This is a genomic window from Faecalibacterium sp. PGM34, from assembly GCF_054456555.1.
The window spans coordinates 2,664,067-2,682,863 of sequence record NZ_CM136898.1 but is presented as its reverse complement, the minus strand read 5'-3'; the positions used below and the strand labels follow the sequence as shown (position 1 = coordinate 2,682,863).

The following is an 18,797-nucleotide window of genomic DNA, read 5'->3' as shown; positions in this document are numbered from 1 at the left end:
TTATTGGTACGGGTTCTGAGTGAGCGTGCAGCCAAGGTGCATTCCGGTACTGTGGATGCGTCCGAGGACAACATGCTCTGCATCACGAATGACGGCCGGAAAATCGGCCTTGACCAGAGGCTGATGAATCCGCTGCTGCCCGATGACCCTGCCAGCAAACTGAACGCCTGTGTGCGGAATGTGCTGCAAATATGGGAGGACGGCAGTGAGCAGAAACTGACGCAGCTGCTGTTCTGTGATCTTTCTACCCCGAAAAACGATGGGCAGTTCAATGTTTATGATGATATCAAAACAAAGCTGCTGGCCGCAGGCGTGCCGGAAAGTGAGGTGGCCTTTATCCATTCGGCGGACACTGAAGCGAAAAAGGCGGCACTGTTCTCCAAAGTACGCTCTGGCGATGTGCGGATTCTGCTGGGCAGCACTGCAAAAATGGGTGCAGGCACCAATGTGCAGGACCGGCTTGTGGCGGTTCATCATCTGGATGTCGGTTGGAAACCCAGTGATATGACTCAGCGCAACGGCCGTATCATCCGGCAGGGCAACCGCAACAAAGAGGTGAAGGTGTTCAACTACGTCACGGAAGGAACTTTTGACGCGTACCTTTGGCAAACACTGGAAAATAAACAGCGATTTATCTCGCAGATTATGACCAGCAAATCCCCGGTGCGTTCCTGCGATGATGTGGATGAGCAGGCGCTCTCTTACGCCGAAGTCAAGGCGCTATGTGCCGGAAACCCGCTGATTAAGGAAAAGATGGACCTTGATGTGCAGGTGGCTAAGCTGAAAGTTCTGAAAGCTGACCATCAGAGCCAGAAATATCGTCTGGAAGACAAATTGCTGACGCAGTTCCCGGCAGATATTCAGCAGCAGAGAGCGCATATTTCCGCACTGAAAACCGATGCGGAAACGGCTGCGGCCCATCCGCAGGACAAGGAAAACTTCTGCGGGATGACCATCAAGGCATGATGTTCGATGACAAAAAGACTGCCGGCGAACGGTTGATTCTGGCGACAAAAGAACTTCCCGACACAGAGCCTGTTGTGCTGGGCGAGTAACGCGGCTTTGAGCTTTCAGTGCGCTATGAGCCGGTCCGAAACGAGCAGCAGGCGGTGCTGAAAGGCAAGGCGATTTATCCAGTGGCACTTGGTGCCGACCCGCACGGCAATATCACCCGACTGGACAACCTGCTGGCCGGTTTTGATGAGCGCATTGCCAATGCAGAAAACCGACTGGAAAATCTGCTGCAGCAACAGACGGCGGCACAGGCAGAAGTGGAAAAGCCCTTTCCGCAGGAAGAAGAGCTGGCACAAAAATCTGCACGGCTGGCTGAACTGAATGCACAGCTGGATGTGGACGAAAAACATCACGAGCCGGAGATGGAAGAAACGCCGGATGAGGAATCTGCGCGCCCTTCCGTGCTGGCCGCCCTGAATGAAAAGTCGGATAAGGAGGAACCGGTCAAGCCGTTCCGCAGCTACTCGGACCGCGATGGTGATGCCCGATGAGAGAAAAGAGGGACGAGATTCTGATCCTGCGCATCACAAAAACCGAAAAGAATCGGATTTACGAAAAGATGTATGGCATGGGCATCCGCAGTCTGAGTGCCTATATCCGAAAAATGGCTCTGGATGGCTACTGCTTGAACCTTGACCTGCCACAACTGCGGCGGATGGCATATCTCTTGCAGATGTGCAGCAACAATCTGAATCAGGTGGCAAAACGTGTGAAGGAAAGCAATCAGCTTTATGCTGCAGACATTGAAGATTTGCGGCATCGGCTGGACGAGCTGATTGGTATCGGAAAACAGATTCTTTCCAAACTGTCTGAACTTTAACTTTTTTCCGCAGAGAGGAGCTGCGGATTACATATCGATTGACATCCTTGCAATGGATGCGGAGATACCTTTATAATAAGGGCGAAAGGCAGGTGCTCGATATGAGGTTCATTTTTAAGATGGTCATTCTTCCGTTTTCGCTGCTTACGGCTTTCCTTGCGCTGATGCTGAAATTGACATTGAATCTGTCGGCATTTGTGCTTGCGCTGCCGATGCTGTATATTTTTGGCTGCGGACTTTATACTCTTTATTGTAGGGAATGGACGCAGTTCCTGATCCTTTTTGTGGCAGAGTTCGGGTGCTTTTTGCTCATCGTGGCAGGAACGGCGCTTGTGGAAGCCGTCGAGCGATTCAGCAAATGGCTTACGGAACTGTAATGGAGGAAACGATGGATAAAGATAAAATGCTGGATTATTTCAATGACCGTGAGGCAACGCTTTTTCGGGATGAATTGGGAAGCAATGCACGGTATCACGAACTCCTGCAGAAAAAACTGGCAGCGGAAGACGCACACCGGAACATGGTGGGCGAAGCAGCATGGAAGCAGTATCTTCAGCTGGATGAGATCTGCAATGAGCTGGAAAGCGTACGATATCAGGCAATGTATCTGGCCGGTGCCGCTGATTTTGAAAAGTTGTTCCGTCAATCCTGATGGATGATGTGCCGCCTTCGGGCGGCATTTTTTCTTTGCAATAGGGGGTGATGATGCTGGCAGCAACACGGCTGATTGCGCTGCATAAAAACAAGGGAAAGTCTGTTGCGGCTTGCTTGAAAAGCCGCACCGACTATGCACGAAACCCGGATAAAACGGAGCAGGGGCAGCTTGTAAGCAGTTATAAATGCAGCCCCTTGACTGTAGATGAAGAATTTATGCTGTCCAAGCGGCAGTACGAACTTGTTACAGGGCGCAGACAGAAAAATGACGTGATTGCATATCAGATTCGGCAGTCCTTCAAACCCGGAGAAATCACCGCTGAAGAAGCCAACAAAGTAGGTTATGAGTTGGCGATGCGCTTTACAAAAGGCAAGTATGCTTTTCTGGTTGCTACGCACACCGACCGGGAGCATATTCACAATCACATTATCTATAACTCTACGGCTCTGGACTGCAGCCGTAAATTCCGGGACTTTTTGCTGTCGGGGTTGGCTGTGCAGCGGCTGAGTGACCTGATTTGCCTGGAACACAGCCTGTCTGTGATTGAAATAAAGCCGTACCGGGAGCGGCAGAAGCGTGTACTTTACCCGCCAAAAGAAAGCAACCGCGATCAATTGTGCGGTGTGATTGACAGCATCCTTGCGGACAAGCCGGGCAGTTACGAAGAATTTTTGAAAAAACTGGAACAGCAGGGATATGAGGTCAAGCGCGGAAAATTCACATCGGTGAAAGGTGTACGGCAAAAACGATTCATCCGGTTTCGGACTTTGGGGGCGGGATACAGTGAGGAAGAATTAAAAGCGGTCCTCGCCGGAGAAGCAGAGCATTGCCCGCGGAAAAACATCCGGTGCAGGAACAGAAATTTCAGATGTTGGTGGATATTCAGGCAAAATTGGCTGAAGGAAAGGGAAACGGCTATGCGCGATGGGCGAAGCGGTACAACCTGAAGGAGATGTCCAAGACGATGATTTTTCTGCAGGAAAACAAAATCGGGAGTAAGAATGAAATGGAAGAACAGGTGCGTGCTGCAACGATGCGCTATCACGAACTGGGCGACTCCATCAAAGCTGCGGAAGCGCGGATGGCAGAAATTGCGGTAATGAAAACGCACATTATCAACTATGCTAAAACAAGGTCCATCTATGAGGCCTATCGGAAAGCAGGATACAGCAAGCGATTCTTGGAAGCAAATCGGGAGAGCATTGCGTTGCACAAGGCGGCCAAAGCGGCTTTCGATGAGGCTGGGCTGAAAAAACTTCCGAAGGTAAAAGAACTGAGCATCGAATATGTTGAGCTTCTGAAAAAGAAAAAAGCAGAATATCCGAGCTATCGGAAAGCACGAGAGAGGATGCAGGAACTGATGAAGGCGCAGAAAAACGTAGAAATGTTTTTTGCAGACAACAGGAGCGAACAGGAACAGCAGCAGACCCGATAAAACAAAAGTCACCGAGGATTCGACCCCAATCCGTTTTGGGAAAGAATCCTCGGTGGCTTTTTTAGTTTATATAGCAGCGGTCCTGCGTGACGAGCCAATCCTCACATAACCGCTGCGCTTCGTCCTTTGAGCGGCAGGTGCAGTTGAAAAGTCTGCCGTGCAAAGAACAATATGTGTAGTGTACCTTTGGGATGCCATCGGAATCTCTGAAATTGACACAGCGTTCTTCACCGGGCAGCAGGTAGATTGAATCCACGTTCGGCAGATCCTTTTATTCTTGTTTGATGTGCATTGCACAACATTGCTATTGTAGCATGCCCGGTTCAAAAAGGCCATTGATGATTTGAACAAAGAAATGCTCTAAAATTTTCTGTCCGAAATAAACGCTATTAGAGTTAAACAAACGCCAACTGATTATGTATAAAGAAATGCACGGCCTTTATTCTAGTGGTGTGTAACTAACGCCAATAGAATGCGAGGATGTTATGAAAACACTTTTAGGCCAACGAATCAGAGAACAACGCAGGAAAAAAGGCTGGACAATGGATAAACTGGCCGAGAAAGCAGATTTGTCTGTAAACTATGTGGGTGATTTGGAACGTGGGGTGAAGACGCCAAGTCTGGACACTTTCATCCGGATCGTTGAAGCATTGGATGTTCCCGCAGATGTGCTGATCCGGGACTCCGCAGCCCCAGCATCTTATGTGGCAGATGATGAGCTGAACCGGAAGTTGAGCCGTCTTACACCGGGGCAGAAGAAAGCCGCAACCGATATTTTGAACGCATATATCGATAACATACCGTACATCAAAGAGAAGTAAATAGGTTACAGTGGGTGCTGATAAAATCATTGTCGGCACTTTTTTTAAGTGGGGCTGTGCCCAGCGGATATACCACTGAATCATGAACTCCATCAAAAAAGCATTCGGCAGGAACGCGCAGCCTGCAGCGGTATGATGCAGATCACAAAGGGTTTGGGAATTCCCAACAAGCATTTTGCGAAGCAAAAATGGCGTTTGTATAGACAGACGCCCTGCTTGCGCAAGCTGTTACAATCCACAAAGATAATGGAAATTTTTTGTTTAAAGGTACGGAAAACAACTTGAAATGTTGGAATTTTCACAAAAACATTGCCTGAAAATTAAGCAAAGAGTATACTTTGATATAGTAAATTAAAAATTGTCAATTACTGCTTTATTTTGGTAGAAAGAAGATGGAATCATGGCAAGACTGAAAGAAAACAAACCAACTGCGAATGTTCGCGGGCGATGGGGTACTCGTTTGAAGCAGCTATGATATGACTGGGAGGCCATCATGGAACCATCAAAAGCAACCAGTGTTAACAGCCGTGCGGAAGAACTGTTTGTTCAGTTGTTCTGTGAGGCGTTTGGCCCGGAAAAGACGGAAAATCTACAAGTGCAATATCCTTGTGTGGATATTTACGGTCGGCACCGTTATATCGATTTTGCGCTGGAATCTCCTGAATCCAAAATTGCGATTGAGATAGATGGCGAAACCTACCATAACCCAAGCAAGGTGTCTGAAAACAAGTATGCGGATGACCTCCTGAAGCAGAATAGCTTGATTTACGACAACTGGAAAGTATACCGATGGATTTATAGCCAGCTTGAAAAACAACCGGAAAAGGTTAAGGATAAGCTGATTACCTTTTTGGGCAGCAGTCCCATGTTCAAGGCTTTTGAAGCAGATCTTCCAGTTCAGATGGGGCAGACGATAGAGCTGCGGGATTACCAGCAGGAAGCCATCAACAATCTAAAGAGAATGCGCGAGGATGGTAAAACAATCGCACTGCTGTACCACGCAACTGGTGTCAGAAAAACAATCACAGCCGCCACAGATGCAAAATCTGTGGGCGGACGAACGCTCTTTCTGGTCAATGCCCTGAAGCTGGCTTCACAGGCTGAGGACACTTTTGCAAAAGTGTGGCCGGAGGCTACACTGGGGGAATATACCGGAAGCCAGAAAGATGTTTCGCAGACTGTTATTTTTGCTACGGTGCAGAGCATCTCCAAGGATTTGGAAAAATTCTCCCCGACAGATTTTGATTATTTGATCGTGGATGAATGCCACCATGCAGCGGCTAATACTTATCAAAAAATCTTTACCTACTTCCATCCGAAGTTTATTCTGGGCTTGACTGCAACACCGGAGCGCAGCGATGGCGAGGATATGCTGGAGCTGTTCCAGAACGTTGCCCACAAAATGGATCTCAAAACTGCTGTAGAGCGTGGCGTACTGGTGCCGATTCGCTGCATCCGGGTCAAAACCAACATTGATCTAACCGATGTGCGGATCAATGGTATCAAATACAACTCGCAGGATCTGGAAAGTAAGCTATTCATTCCGGAGCGCAATCAGTTGATTGTTGATACCTATCTGAAGTACGTGAATGGCAAGAAGACTGTGATTTTTTGCGCAAGTGTAGATCATGCGGCGGAGATTGCGAAGCTGCTGCGCGACAATGGGGTGAAAGCAGAGGCTGTTTCCGGGCGTGACCGGGTAGAAATCCGGGATAAGATCCTGAAAGATTACGAAACCGGTTCTACGAATGTTCTTTGTGCCTGTGACTTGCTGAATGAGGGCTGGGATAGTCCTCATACCACAGTGCTGTTCATGGCACGGCCCACAATGTCTAAAACAATCTATATGCAGCAGCTTGGGCGAGGCACCCGCCGCTGTCCGGGAAAAGATGACCTGCTGGTGATTGATTTTGTAGACAACGCCAATATGTTCAATATGCCCTACAGTCTGCATCGGGTGCTGGATATTTCAAAATATCAGCCCATGGCTTATGTGCTGGCCCCGGAGAACAAGCGGAAGCTGGATCAGGACATGCTGTTCAAGGGAGAAAAGCCGGAAGCGTGGCTGGATGTGCCGATTGATGTAGACGACTACGAAATCATCGACTTGTTCAATTGGCAGAACAGCGTCAAGGATATGATCTCGCAGATTGAGTTTGTTCGGATGGTAGATGTGCAATCCGAAACGGTAGATCGTTATATCAAGGATGGAAAAATCAAGCCGGATCTTTCTGTCCCGTTTGGCGACAAGCGGATGTTCCACTATTTCCGCGAGGAAAGTGTCCGAAACATTGCCAAGCAGTACGGCTGGGATCTCATCACGCCGCAGAATATGGCAGATAAGTTCATGAAATTCATTGAAACAATGGATATGAGCTTTTCCTATAAGCCGGTCCTGCTCAAAGCGATTTATGAGTATATGGACAGCAATGGCAGAGTTGCCCTGCCGGATGTGGTAGATTACTTCATTGACTTCTATGAAGACCGTAAGGCGCATGGGATGATTGCGGAAAAGCCCAACAGTATCTACCAAAAGGGTGGCTATACTAAGAAGGATGTGGAGAAGAACATTCTGTCCAATCCTTTCAAGCGTTTTGAAGACATGCGTTTTTTGATGCGTTGCAAAGATGTAGAGACCGTTGAAGTGAATCCCATCATCTTCCGCAAACTGACACGGGAAGATTGGCTGCATATTGTGGATGTCTGCGACAAGAGCCTTGAAAAATATTATGCACGATTCCAAAAGTGACTAAAAAGGGAAGATTATAGTACACATATAGGTGTAAAATGTGAATAAGAGCAGCATTCAAACTGAATTGTGCTGAAAAACCAATGAAAGGAATGAATCTGAATGGAGAATTTGTCCTTTTTCGATGAGCAGCAAACTATGGAAAACTTGAACGGTGTAAAAGACTCAAAGCACTTGGATGTTGTTAAACTGAATTATGAGTCATGCGAGTCTCTGACATGGCAGGAGCTTTTTTTCGGATATAATAATCTTTGCGCAATTACCTATTCTTCCGGTATTGGTTTTGTGTGTGAACTTTTGGATCGGTTTGAACAGGCAGAGATTATTTTCGGTTGCGAAGATGTTATGGATTACTCCATGCAAAGTGTGATGGCGTACCAGTGCAAGCTGATTGAACGAATGAGAAATAAAGCGTATAAAAAGCTTGCCGAGCGTGTGGAAAATGGAACGTTGCATCTTTTCGTTGCAAGGGATATTCTTTCTCATGAAAAGATCTATTTGCTTTCAGCCAAGGATGGTAGAAAACGCGTGATAATGGGTTCGGCAAATATGTCAGCAGCCGCATTTGAAGGAAGGCAGCGCGAGAATATCTGCTATATGGATGGAGATGAAGCATTTGACTGGTATATGGAGTGTTACCAGACGTTAAAAGAAAAAAGCACGGACGAAATTGGAAAAGATTCGCTTTTGTGTGCCGATGACGGTGAAAATCTGGAAGAACTTCCGATTGCAAAGACGATTCGAGTAAAAAAGGCTGTTGTGATTCAGCCTGTCTCAGAAAATCAGAAAGAGGAAGTGCGCTTTGCGCTTGATGTAAAGGGACTTGCAGCAAAATTCAAACCATGCGTCCCGAAACCGGATAAAAAAGGAAAAATTCTGCTGTCGCCAGATAAAATCAAAATCATCCGAAAGCATGTGGTTGAGGCAAAAACATTGGAAAAAGAACAACGCAGTGAGTACCCGCAGCTTGATGTTGAGCCGGATGAAAAGTACGTGACGTTAAATGAACAAAAACTCGATTTGAATCCTCCGAAAGCCGAAGTTGAGAAAGATGTGGAATTGTTCCTGCGTTATATGGATGGATATGAAAAATTCCATGGAGATCATGTTGGAATGCAGTTCCGATACTACGAATTTGCAAACTGGTTCTTCTGCTCTCCATTTATGGCCTGTATGAGGGATATGGCAGTTCGATATAATCAGAACACATTACCTTATCCGGTGTTCGGGCTTGTTTATGGACAAAGCAAAGCAGGAAAAACAAGTTTTCTGGAAACGCTTCTAAAAATGATGATCGGCCAAAAGACAAAGATTTCTGCACCTGATTTTACGCGATCAAGCATTGATAGCCTTAAACAAACGGTGCATGGAGCACCGATTATTGTGGACGATCTGACAAATACAAGATTCAGTCAACATGCGATCGAAACAATCAAGAATGATGATTTTGGGATTGCAGAGCATTTGGTAAACTATCCGGCTGTTGTGATCAGTGCAAATGAAGATGTCAAAGCTGTTGCACCGGAAGTGATTCGCCGGACAGTGATCTGTCGTGTTCAGGCAGGACTGACCAACACAGAAGTGATGAGCAGCAATATTGTGCGTACGGTTCAGCGGGAGGTTGGGACGGCACTTTATCGGGAATATCTGCGACAGATGCTTGAAATTGTTCCGGAATTGCTGGAATTGATGAAAGATGATGAACAGGATGAAGCGCCTGATATTCTGAAAGTATCGTCACAGGTCCTTATGAATATTTTCAAAGAGTATGGGCCGGAAACGCTGCCAGAATATATTCGAGTTTTGAGTCTTGAGGATTATTTCAGCGAGAAAGTAACGGGAAGCTACGCAATAAAAACAATTCAAAATGCATGGAAAACCAGCAAGGATTCATTTGAAATTTATCCCCGAACAAATGAACTCTGCTATAATGCGGGTGCGACATATGAGGCCGACAGAATTTTGAAAGAATTGCCAGAGACATTGGAAGTACGTAAGTCCAGAGACTGCCTGATGATGAATCTGGAGGAGGCGCAGAAGTTCTTTGGTATCACTTTTAAGAAACCGTTATTTCCATGGCTTTCAAAGATTTTTGCATAAAATGCTTTGAAAGAGATGCTTGTTGGACATCACTTTCGATAAAATGAACCTCAGAAGGGAAAAAATATATTTCTGAGGAGGACAAAACAATGTCAAACGGTGATTATGGCTACTTCGGCAAAGGCGATACGGGCTATGCCCAGTACATGACGGCGTTCAACCGCAACTTCGGCGGTTCGTCCGGCGGCGGTGGTGGCGGCGGAAACCACAACAACAATGGCGGTGGCGGCGGGGACGGCAGCGGATGCGGCTGCCTGATCGCCGTTGCAGTGGTCGTGGTGCTGATCCTGATCATCTTGGGTGGCTGAATCAATCCCTGTAGGTGAAACACAGGTTTTCCCTGTGGGGATTTTTCGAATCTGCTTGTAGAAAACGGCGGTCTATGGTAGCATGAAATCAAAGAAAAACAGGAGGGCTTACACATGGTTTTACTAGTTGTGGATACACAGAAAGGTATCGTGGATGAACGCCTGTATGCGTTTGAAAAGTTTGTCAGCAACATCAAGGAGCTGATCCGGACTGCCCGCGAACAGGGAATCGAGGTCGTCTATGTCCAGCATGACGATGGGCCCGGCACCGGTTTCTCCATCGGGGACGATGAATTTGAGGTCTATTCCGAATTTGCACCGCTGCTGACTGAAAAACGGTTCGTCAAAACCGTATGCAGCGCGTTCAAAAAAGAAAGCGGTCTGCTGGAATATCTGACGGAAAAGGGCGAAAAAGATGTGATGGTCTGCGGCATCATGACCGACTTTTGCATCAATGCAACGGTGGAGGCAGGCTTTGAGCATGGCCTGCATATGATCGTTCCTGCCTATGCAAATTCCACGCAGGACAACGAGTACATGACAGGGGAGCAGAGCTACCGCTATTATAATGAGTTCCTCTGGCCGGACCGCTATGCTGACTGCGTGCCCATGGACAAGGCGCTGGAACTGCTCAAAAAGTGAGATGTTTACAATGATTTCTGAAAAAGTAAAAAATCAGATTCAAGTGGTGCAGGGGGATATTACCAAACTGGACTGTGACTGCATCGTGAATGCGGCCAATCGGAGTCTGCTGGGTGGCGGCGGTGTGGATGGTGCCATCCACCGGGCAGCAGGGCCGGAACTGTTGGCGGAGTGCCGCACGCTGCACGGCTGCCGCACCGGAGAAGCAAAAATCACTAAGGGCTACCGGTTGAAAGCAAAGTATATCATTCATACGGTAGGCCCGATATATTCCGGCACAGCAGAGGATGCTGCGCAGCTGGCGGACTGCTACCGCAATTCGCTGGACCTTGCCAAAGAGCATGATGTCCATAGCATTGCGTTCCCGGCAATTTCGACCGGTGTGTATGGCTACCCGCTGGAAGATGCCACGGAGATTGCGGTCAAAACAGTGGCGCAGTGGCTGGAAGCACATGCGGATTACGCAATGCAGGTGATTTTCTGCTGCTTCGATGCCCGGACGGAGCGGGTGTATCAGGCAAGGCTGTAACCGGAAGAGGTGTGAGAGATGGGCTTTTTCAAAAAGCTGTTTACAGGGATCGGGTTTGCGGCAGGTTTTCTGTTCTTCGGATGCTTGTCAGTGATTGTGTATGGCTCCCGAATCCTGTACTGAAAATGGAGAAAAACTTGAAATACAGAGAAATTGTGGACGGCATTTTTGTTGACCGTCCCAACCGCTTTATTGCCTATGTGGAAATGAATGGAGCAGTGGAAACCGTCCATGTCAAGAACACCGGGCGGTGCAAAGAGCTATTGCTGCCCGGCACGGCGGTTCGGCTGGAAGTGTCAGATAACCCGAAACGCAAAACAAAATACGACCTTGTGGCGGTACACAAGCAAGGTCTTGGCTGGGTCAATATGGACAGTCAGGCACCCAATAAGGTGGTAGGGGAGTGGCTTGCAAAACAGGGCTACGACTATATCAAGCCGGAATTCACCTATGGGAAGTCCCGCATCGACTTTTATATGGAAAAGGGCGAGCAAAAGTATCTGATGGAAGTCAAGGGCTGCACACTGGAAGTGGACGGTATCGGCTACTTCCCGGATGCACCTACCGAGCGCGGCGTGAAGCACCTGCACGAGCTGGCGCAGGCACAGCAGGCAGGGTATCGGTGCGCAGTGGCTTTCGTGATTCAGATGGAAGGCATCACCGAGGTGCGGCCAAATGTCAGCACACAGCCGGAGTTTGGTACGGCACTGGCCGAAGCAAAGGCCGCAGGTGTGCGGGTGCTGTTTCTGCTCTGCCGTGTGGGGCGTGACAGCTTGGAAATCGTGGAGCAGAGGGAAGGCTGAAAAATTTTTCAGAAAACCTCTTGACCCTGACGCAGCGTCATAGCGTATACTGTGGCTGTCGCAAGGGAGGACAGCAAGATGATGACAGTGAACGAAGTGAGCAAGCGGACCGGAGTGAGCATCCGGACCCTGCAATATTACGATAAAATCGGTCTGCTGCGCGCGGCGGGCCGTACCGAAGCAGGCTATCGGCTGTATGACGATGCCGCGCTGGAACGTTTGCAGCAGATCTTATTGTTCCGGGAACTGGAATTTCCGCTGAAGGACATCCAGAAAATCGTGGAGAATCCTGCTTTTGACCGGCAGAAAGCACTGGAACAGCAGATCACACTTCTGACATTGAAAAAGCAGCATCTTGAAGATCTGATCGGCCTTGCGCAGAAAATTCGATCCACAGGAGGAATGGTTATGGACTTTACCGCATTTGATACGCAGAAGATCAAGAAGTATACCGAGCAGGCCAAAAAGGAATGGGGCGAAACGCCGGAATACAAAGAGTTTGAGGAAAAAACTGCCCATAAGACCGAGAAAGAGGTTAAGGACATGAGCAGTCAACTGATGGACATCGTGGCGGCATTCGGCGGAATGCAGAGCAAAGACCCGGCGGACTCTGAAGTGCAGGCACAGGTGAAGAAGCTGCAGGAGTTTATCACAGAGCACTACTATAACTGTTCCAAGGTGATCCTGAATCAGCTGGGGCAGATGTATGGGGCAGGCGGAGCATTTACGGAAAACATCAATGCTGCCGGCGGTGCCGGTGCCGCAGAATTTGCGCAGAAAGCCATTGAGATTTATTGCAAGTGAGCCCAAAAACGCTTTGCGTGATTCAGTTACAGAAATCATAAATAGGAAATGTTATCATATAGATACAAGAAACACACCGATAACATTCCAATGGAGGATTTCGATATGAAGGCAAAGTTTTACATCTGCAATCACTGTGGCAACCTCGTCACTACCATCCATAACGCAGGCGTTCCGCTGGTCTGCTGCGGGGAGAAAATGAAAGAGCTGGTTCCCAATACGGTGGAAGCCAGCGGCGAGAAGCATCTGCCGGTGGCAGAGCTTTCCGGCAGTCGTCTCACGGTCACAGTGGGCGCGGTGGAGCACCCCATGGCGGATGTTCACTATATTCAGTGGATTTTTGTGGAGACTGAGAACGGCGGGCAGATCCGCTATCTGAATCCGGGGCAGGCTCCCAGCACTGTTTTTGAACTGGGCAGTGAAAAACCGGTGGCCGTTTACGCATACTGCAATCTGCATGGGCTCTGGATGACGAAACTCTAATACAATCAATGCAAACAGGGAGTGATTTGATGTCACTCCCTGTTTTTTGATGAGAATTTAATGTTGGCTGAAGCGTCTTTTCTTTTGACGGTTACAATGAAGCAGCAGACCAGAGTGGTATTTGTAAGAATAGGAGACTTGCAACGAAACTTAAAACTAACTTGCAACAAACTTGCAATCTACGGATAAGCTGCGTGTAAGAGCTTTACACAGGAACAGTTGAGTATAATGCTGAACGTTAGTGCGAACCATCTTGCAAAAGTTGAAACGGGAAGCCGCTGCTGCTCGATTGAGTTGCTGCAGGATCTTCCGTCCTGCCTGAATGTCAGAACGGACTATCTGCTGAACGGAGATGCACCGCATAACAACCATCTGAGGGAAAGGCTGACGTTTCTTGCACAGGAATTAGAAAAGATTACGGCGGACCTCCCGGTATGGGGATAGGAAAAAGCAGAATCCTCTTTTTCAATGCCCAAAAGCGTGGTAGAATAGGTAAAAGATTCAGTATCTGAAAAACGGAGCGCGCAACAATGAAGATTCTGGTCAGCGCCTGCCTGCTGGGCGAAAACTGCAAATACAGCGGCGGAAACAATTACAATCAGGCGGTCTGTGATTTTGCGCGGGGGCATCAGGTGGTTCCGGTCTGCCCGGAGGTTTTGGGCGGCCTGCCCACACCGCGGTGCCCGGCGGAAATCGTGCAGGGCGTTGTCACGAACAAAGAGGGCATCAATGTGGACCGGGAGTTCCGAGCGGGCGCAGCCAAGGCCCTTGCCATCGCAAAAGAAAATGGGGTGGAGCTTGCCATCCTGCAATCCCGCAGTCCCAGCTGCGGCGTGAAGGAAATTTACGATGGAACGTTTTCCGGGACAAAGATTCCCGGACAGGGCGTTTTTGCCAAGATGCTGATGGACGAAGGCGTCCGTGTTCTGGATGCCGGGGAATTGCCTAAAATTATCTTGAAAAATGAGGACGGAAAATGTCAATCAGACTGATTTGCAGCGATATTGACGGTACGCTGCTGCAATACGGCAAAAAGGAACTGGAAGACGAGATCTTTGAGCAGATACGGGAGCTGCATCGGCGCGGCATTCTGTTTTGCCCGGCATCCGGTCGGCAGTATACCAGCCTGCGCAAGCTCTTTGCACCGGTGGCGGACTGCTGTGTGTTTCTCTGCGAAAACGGCGGCGTGATCTATAAGGACGAACAGTGCATCGCCAAGAATCCGATGCCGCGTGCATTGGCCGAAGAAATCGCCAACGACCTGTGGACCCGCAGCGACGGGCAGGGCGAAGTGATGCTCTCCGGCCAGAATACTGCCTACCTGATGGAGCGGGGTCTGGGAATGCTCCAGCGCATCCAGTTCATCGGGAACAATTATCAAATCATCCATGACCCTTCCGAGGTGCCGGAGGAGATCACAAAAGTATCGGTGTATCTGCACGAAGGCGTAGAATCTTACACGGAACGGTTTGTCCCACGATGGAAAGAGGCGAACTGCGCTGTGGCAGGGCCGTACTGGATCGACACCACCTTTGCCAACAAGGGCATCGGTGTGCGCAGCATCTGCAAGACTCTGGACATCGCCCTTGCCGATGTGATGGCTTTTGGCGACAATTATAACGATGTGTCGATGCTGGACATTGTGGGTGTGCCCTACATTATGGATGGTGCCGCCGCACCGCTGCGGGAAAAGTACCCGAACCATACACCCCGCCCAGAGGATGTGCTGCGGGAGTTCTTGAAGCAGAACTGAATTTTGCACGCATGTGTGCAAAATTCAAAATGATACGGTATAAGGAAATATTTTGACATGACGAAAGTGCTTTTCATCTGCCACGGGAACATTTGCCGCAGCCCAATGGCCGAATTTGTAATGAAAGACTTGGTGGCCAAAGCCGGGCTTTCTGATAAATTTGAAATCGCATCCGCCGCCACCAGCACCGAGGAGATCGGCAACCCGGTCTATCCGCCCGCCCGGCGGAAGCTGGCCGAGCACGGCATCTCCTGCGCGGGCAAGACGGCCCGGCAGATGACCCGGAGGGATTACGAAACCTACGATTATCTGATCGCCATGGATCACAACAACCTACGCAATATGGCGCGCTTTGTGGGCGGCGACCCGGAGCATAAAGTGTCTCTGCTGATGGATCATACCCGCCGCCCCGGCGATGTGGCCGACCCATGGTATACCGGGGACTTTGAGGCCACTTGGCAGGACGTGCTGGAGGGCTGCACGGCTCTGCTGGAAGAACTGCGCTGACAGGAGAATTTCATGACAGAGCGTTATTGTGAGAGTGAACGGTTTGCTGACCTGTCGTTCACCGAGGAGACTTTTGAGGACTGCGACTTTACCGACTGCATGTTTGTGGATTGCTCCTTTACCAAATGCGAACTGGATCATACCACGCTGAATGAGTGCAAATTCGTGCGGTGTGAGATCACAGGTCTGCGCAGTACCCATTCTTCGGTGCAGTCGCTGGATTTTGAGGACTGCCGCCTGAATGAAATTGAGTGGGCACCGCTGATGTCCAACGGTGCCTTCCCGGACCCTATCCACACGCTGAAAGAGTGCAGTCTGAAATATAACACCTTCACCGAAATGAACTTTAACCGCTTCAACTTTTCAGACGGAAACGAAATTGTCGGCTCTATGTTTGCCAAATGCGAGATGCAGCTGGCGAATTTCAAGGGCGTGGAACTTCACGAAACGGAATTCTACCAGTGTGACCTGCGCAAGGCGGATTTCCGGGATGCTACAGGCTATAAGGTGGACATTCTGGGCAGCCGCCTGAAGGATGCGAAATTTTCCCTGCCGGAAGCGGTGAATCTGCTGGCAGATTTGAAGATCAAGCTGTCGTAAGAAGGAGAGAAAATGCGTCAACTCATCATTGCCCGAAAAGACCTGCAGATGTCTCCCGGTAAGCTGGCGGCGCAGTGCTGCCATGCTTCGCTGGCGTTCCTCACCGACCCCATCGGCATGGGACAGGGCGTGGAACCCATCGAGAAAGACGGAGAAATTACCGGCTATCGGGCAGAAATCATGTTGGAGAAAGCAACCTATGAAGAATGGTTCGATGGCTCTTTTACCAAAACTATCTGCGGGGCAAAGAACCGCAATCAGCTGTTGAAAGCAAAGACCATTGCCGAGGAATTGGGCCTTGTGGAAAACAAAGACTACTTCCTTATCCGGGATGCCTGCCACACCGAGCTGGAGCCGGAAGAATTTGATGAAAACGGAGAAGGCATGACCCTGACCTGCATCGGTTTCCGTCCGCTGCCGGATGAAATTGCACATCAGATCAGCCATAAATTTCATTTGTATTGATTCCTGATTTACGGAATACGAAAGAAAGTCCCGGCCATTCTCCTGTGATTTGCAGGAAAATGGTCGGGATAGTTGGGTCTTTCCCAAATTTTGTGTAAAGTCCAGACAGCTATAAAACAAGAGCAATTTTAATATAAGGCGGCAGACGGCGAAACCGGCTGTCGCCTTAACAACAACATAACGCCGGCAAGGGGGAATGTCAAGGGCGGCGAAGCCGTTCATATACCCTTGACATTCCTCCGCAGCAGGTGTTAATCCGGCATACGCTCAGCGAAATAGATGGACAACTGTGCATGGATTCGGCTCCAGTCCTGCCGCCGACCTGTCCACTTTTTCGTAATATCCATCATCGCCAGATACAGCATTTTCAGCAGACTGTCGTCTGTCGGGAAAACGCTCTTGGATTTTGTGACCTTCCGCAGCTGCCGATTAAAGCCTTCGATCGTGTTCGTGGTATAGATCAGACGGCGGACTTCCTGAGGATATTTGAAGTAGGTGCTGAGGTTAGCCCAGTTTTCCCGCCACGACTTTGCGATCTTGGGATATTTGTTGTCCCAGTTCTGCGCGAAAGTCTCCAAAGCGTCCAGAGCAGCCTGCTCGTCCACTGCTGCATACACGGCTTTCAGATCGGACATGAGAGCCTTCAGGTCTTTGTAAGAAACGTATTTGCTGGAATTCCGCAGCTGGTGAATCATGCAGTTCTGAATCTCCGTTTCCGGGAACACTGCATGGATGGCTGTATCGAAACCAGTCAAATTGTCTGTACATGCGATAAAAATATCCTCTACGCCCCGATTCCTCAGACCATTCCGTACGGTCGCCCAGAACTTTGCACTCTCATTCTCGCCGACCCACATCCCCAGAACATCTTTGCGGCCACCCAGATCAAGGCCGATGGCAATGTATACTGCTTTCTTTACGATCTGCCCTTCGCTACGGACATGGTAGTGGATCGCATCCAGAAAAACTACGGCATAGATCGATTCCAGAGGCCGCTGCTGCCATTCTTTCGCCACAGGCAGAATCTTATCCGTGATCCGGCTTACCGTAGTGTCTGACACAGACAGCCCGTAGATATCCTGAATATGCGCCTCGATATCGCCGGTCGTCATGCCTTTCGCATACATGGACAGGATCTTCTCTTCGATATCCTGACTGATGCTGGTCTGGTTCTTTTTCAGAAGCTGCGGTTCAAACTCACCTTTCCGGTCACGGGGAACAGAAACCTCGACTTCACCGAAACTGGTCCGCAGATTTTTGCTGCTGTGGCCGTTCCCGCTGTTGTCCGTAGCTTTGTTCTTGTAGTCGTATTTGCTGTAGCCAAGATCCTCATCCAGTTCGGCCTCTAAACCATTCTCCATGAATTCGGCAATGGTTTCCTTGAACAAGTCCTGGATGTCATCCATGCTGTCGATATTTGCCATCTGCAGCAGTTCACGGATCTTTGCTCTACGGGCTTTTTCTTCCGGACTTCGATTCTTTCGGGACATATCTTTTTCCTCCATCCTGATGCTTCTATTTTACACCTCTCCGGAGGTTTACACAATTATTGGGATGGTCTCGGATAGTTTGCTTTTTATTGAAGATTCATCCACGCCGCCAGCGCGTCCGCCGTCTGCCGCTGTTGTTCCTCGGCAGAGATGGTGGGTGTGCCATCGCCCTTCTGGGCACCGTAACTGCCGAATCCGGCATGACAGCCGCCGTCAATGACCGTTTCGGTAGTGTCCTGCGGAAGATTTATGCGGTCGGCTTCGTACTTTTCGCGGTTCAGTACGCCGTCCTCGCTGCCGTAGGCGGCATAGACCCGCAGGCCGCTGTCGGTCAGGTCGGCGGTGGAGTAGGCCGCCAGCAGCACCAGACCGTCCAGTTCATCGGTGTGCTTGGCCGCATAGCTTGCCGCCATGGCCCCGCCCAGCGAGTGCCCACCGATGTACCAGTCTGTGACCTCGGAAAAGCGTTCCGGGATGCTGTCCGCCGCGTTCCTATCCAGTACGGCCAGATTGCAGGGCATCTTTACCAGCACGCACAGAATGCCATCCTCGGCAAGGTCGTGCAGGAGGGGAGCATAGGCGGTGTTTTCCACCTTGCCGCCCGGATAGAAGATCAGCCCGGCGGTGGGAGATTCCGGCGCAAAGACCCAGTTACCGTTCTGCTTGGTGACGCTCACCACGTCATCCGATACCAGCGCATCCTCGGCGGCGGGGTCTGCGTGGTAGTAGTCGCTGACGTAAACGCCGAACGCAATGCAAACGGCCAGCAAAATGGCCAGCAGGCAGAGAAAAACTCTGCGGGGAAACGATTTCTTCTTC

At 49.5% G+C, this 18,797-nt stretch carries 20 protein-coding genes and 3 pseudogenes; 20 read left to right on the top strand and 3 right to left on the bottom strand.

The genetic code is table 11. From position 1 onward, the window contains the following. Positions 1-3 precede the first annotated feature (3 nt). The 5 genes and pseudogenes from ACXPUX_RS13100 to ACXPUX_RS13080 form a co-directional block, all read left to right on the top strand. Positions 4-1,505, top strand: a pseudogene (locus tag ACXPUX_RS13100) (helicase-related protein); the annotation flags it as partial. After that, positions 1,502-1,834, top strand: a complete 333-nt coding sequence (locus ACXPUX_RS13095) for a plasmid mobilization protein (RefSeq protein ID WP_458828681.1) — start codon at positions 1,502-1,504, stop codon at positions 1,832-1,834. The pseudogene ACXPUX_RS13100 and the gene ACXPUX_RS13095, both read left to right, overlap by 4 nt. Before the next feature lie 101 nt (positions 1,835-1,935). Next, complete coding sequence (locus tag ACXPUX_RS13090) at positions 1,936-2,211, top strand: hypothetical protein (RefSeq protein WP_458828680.1); 276 nt, start codon at positions 1,936-1,938, stop codon at positions 2,209-2,211. Between the two features lie 11 nt (positions 2,212-2,222). Next, on the top strand, positions 2,223-2,486 hold the full coding sequence (locus ACXPUX_RS13085; RefSeq protein WP_458828679.1) for a hypothetical protein: 264 nt from the start codon (positions 2,223-2,225) through the stop codon (positions 2,484-2,486). Positions 2,487-2,542: 56 nt separating this feature from the next. Continuing rightward, positions 2,543-3,924 (top strand): annotated as a pseudogene (locus ACXPUX_RS13080) (relaxase/mobilization nuclease domain-containing protein). Positions 3,925-3,985: 61 nt separating this feature from the next. Here ACXPUX_RS13080 and ACXPUX_RS13075 read toward each other — a convergent pair. Next, entirely contained in the window at positions 3,986-4,180 is a 195-nt protein-coding gene (locus ACXPUX_RS13075) for a DUF3873 family protein (RefSeq protein ID WP_097778304.1), read from the bottom strand. 229 nt (positions 4,181-4,409) lie between these two features. Here ACXPUX_RS13075 and ACXPUX_RS13070 point away from each other — a divergent pair, with 229 nt between their 5' ends. From ACXPUX_RS13070 to ACXPUX_RS13000, 15 genes and pseudogenes are all read left to right on the top strand, one after another. Next, positions 4,410-4,745, top strand: coding sequence for a helix-turn-helix domain-containing protein (locus ACXPUX_RS13070; RefSeq protein ID WP_097778303.1), 336 nt, complete (start codon positions 4,410-4,412; stop codon positions 4,743-4,745). Positions 4,746-5,238: 493 nt separating this feature from the next. After that, positions 5,239-7,494 (top strand): DEAD/DEAH box helicase, encoded by a 2,256-nt coding sequence (locus ACXPUX_RS13065; protein WP_458828678.1) that lies wholly within the window; start codon positions 5,239-5,241, stop codon positions 7,492-7,494. 138 nt (positions 7,495-7,632) lie between these two features. Further along, the gene (locus tag ACXPUX_RS13060; protein ID WP_458828677.1) at positions 7,633-9,594 is read left to right on the top strand and encodes a phospholipase D family protein; all 1,962 of its coding nucleotides are present in this window, start codon (positions 7,633-7,635) and stop codon (positions 9,592-9,594) included. A gap of 89 nt (positions 9,595-9,683) precedes the next feature. Further along, positions 9,684-9,902, top strand: a complete 219-nt coding sequence (locus ACXPUX_RS13055) for an HFLK protein (RefSeq protein ID WP_458828676.1) — start codon at positions 9,684-9,686, stop codon at positions 9,900-9,902. A gap of 114 nt (positions 9,903-10,016) precedes the next feature. Beyond that, on the top strand, positions 10,017-10,544 hold the full coding sequence (locus ACXPUX_RS13050) for a cysteine hydrolase family protein (RefSeq protein ID WP_458828675.1): 528 nt from the start codon (positions 10,017-10,019) through the stop codon (positions 10,542-10,544). Positions 10,545-10,554: 10 nt separating this feature from the next. After that, positions 10,555-11,073, top strand: coding sequence for an O-acetyl-ADP-ribose deacetylase (locus tag ACXPUX_RS13045; RefSeq protein WP_458828674.1), 519 nt, complete (start codon positions 10,555-10,557; stop codon positions 11,071-11,073). Between the two features lie 137 nt (positions 11,074-11,210). After that, positions 11,211-11,876, top strand: a complete 666-nt coding sequence (sfsA, locus tag ACXPUX_RS13040) for a DNA/RNA nuclease SfsA (protein WP_458828673.1) — start codon at positions 11,211-11,213, stop codon at positions 11,874-11,876. A 78-nt stretch (positions 11,877-11,954) separates the two neighbouring features. Then, positions 11,955-12,680 carry a MerR family transcriptional regulator gene (locus ACXPUX_RS13035; RefSeq protein ID WP_015536930.1) on the top strand — a complete coding sequence of 242 codons (726 nt, stop codon included), beginning with the start codon at positions 11,955-11,957 and terminating at the stop codon, positions 12,678-12,680. Positions 12,681-12,785: 105 nt separating this feature from the next. Continuing rightward, positions 12,786-13,163, top strand: a complete 378-nt coding sequence (locus ACXPUX_RS13030) for a desulfoferrodoxin family protein (RefSeq protein WP_149793754.1) — start codon at positions 12,786-12,788, stop codon at positions 13,161-13,163. A 216-nt stretch (positions 13,164-13,379) separates the two neighbouring features. Next, positions 13,380-13,607 (top strand): annotated as a pseudogene (locus ACXPUX_RS13025) (helix-turn-helix domain-containing protein); the annotation flags it as partial. 86 nt (positions 13,608-13,693) lie between these two features. Continuing rightward, positions 13,694-14,155 (top strand): 2-thiouracil desulfurase family protein, encoded by a 462-nt coding sequence (locus tag ACXPUX_RS13020; RefSeq protein ID WP_117535089.1) that lies wholly within the window; start codon positions 13,694-13,696, stop codon positions 14,153-14,155. Then, a complete protein-coding gene (locus ACXPUX_RS13015) occupies positions 14,140-14,916 on the top strand; it encodes an HAD-IIB family hydrolase (RefSeq protein ID WP_458828672.1) in 777 nt (258 codons plus the stop codon). Before ACXPUX_RS13020 ends, ACXPUX_RS13015 begins: the two co-directional genes overlap by 16 nt. A gap of 57 nt (positions 14,917-14,973) precedes the next feature. Then, positions 14,974-15,423, top strand: a complete 450-nt coding sequence (locus tag ACXPUX_RS13010) for a low molecular weight protein-tyrosine-phosphatase (protein WP_149793751.1) — start codon at positions 14,974-14,976, stop codon at positions 15,421-15,423. Positions 15,424-15,435: 12 nt separating this feature from the next. Then, positions 15,436-16,023: a pentapeptide repeat-containing protein gene (locus ACXPUX_RS13005; protein ID WP_458828671.1), complete on the top strand. Its 588-nt coding sequence runs from the start codon at positions 15,436-15,438 to the stop codon at positions 16,021-16,023. Between the two features lie 12 nt (positions 16,024-16,035). Beyond that, positions 16,036-16,488, top strand: coding sequence for a peptidyl-tRNA hydrolase (locus ACXPUX_RS13000; RefSeq protein WP_458828670.1), 453 nt, complete (start codon positions 16,036-16,038; stop codon positions 16,486-16,488). A 251-nt stretch (positions 16,489-16,739) separates the two neighbouring features. Here the strand turns inward: ACXPUX_RS13000 and ACXPUX_RS12995 are convergent, their stop codons facing one another. Together ACXPUX_RS12995 and ACXPUX_RS12990 are read right to left on the bottom strand one after the other, a co-directional pair. Then, complete coding sequence (locus tag ACXPUX_RS12995; RefSeq protein WP_458828669.1) at positions 16,740-17,978, bottom strand: IS256 family transposase; 1,239 nt, start codon at positions 17,976-17,978, stop codon at positions 16,740-16,742. An 86-nt stretch (positions 17,979-18,064) separates the two neighbouring features. Next, positions 18,065-18,748 carry an alpha/beta fold hydrolase gene (locus ACXPUX_RS12990; protein ID WP_458828668.1) on the bottom strand — a complete coding sequence of 228 codons (684 nt, stop codon included), beginning with the start codon at positions 18,746-18,748 and terminating at the stop codon, positions 18,065-18,067. Positions 18,749-18,797 lie beyond the last annotated feature (49 nt).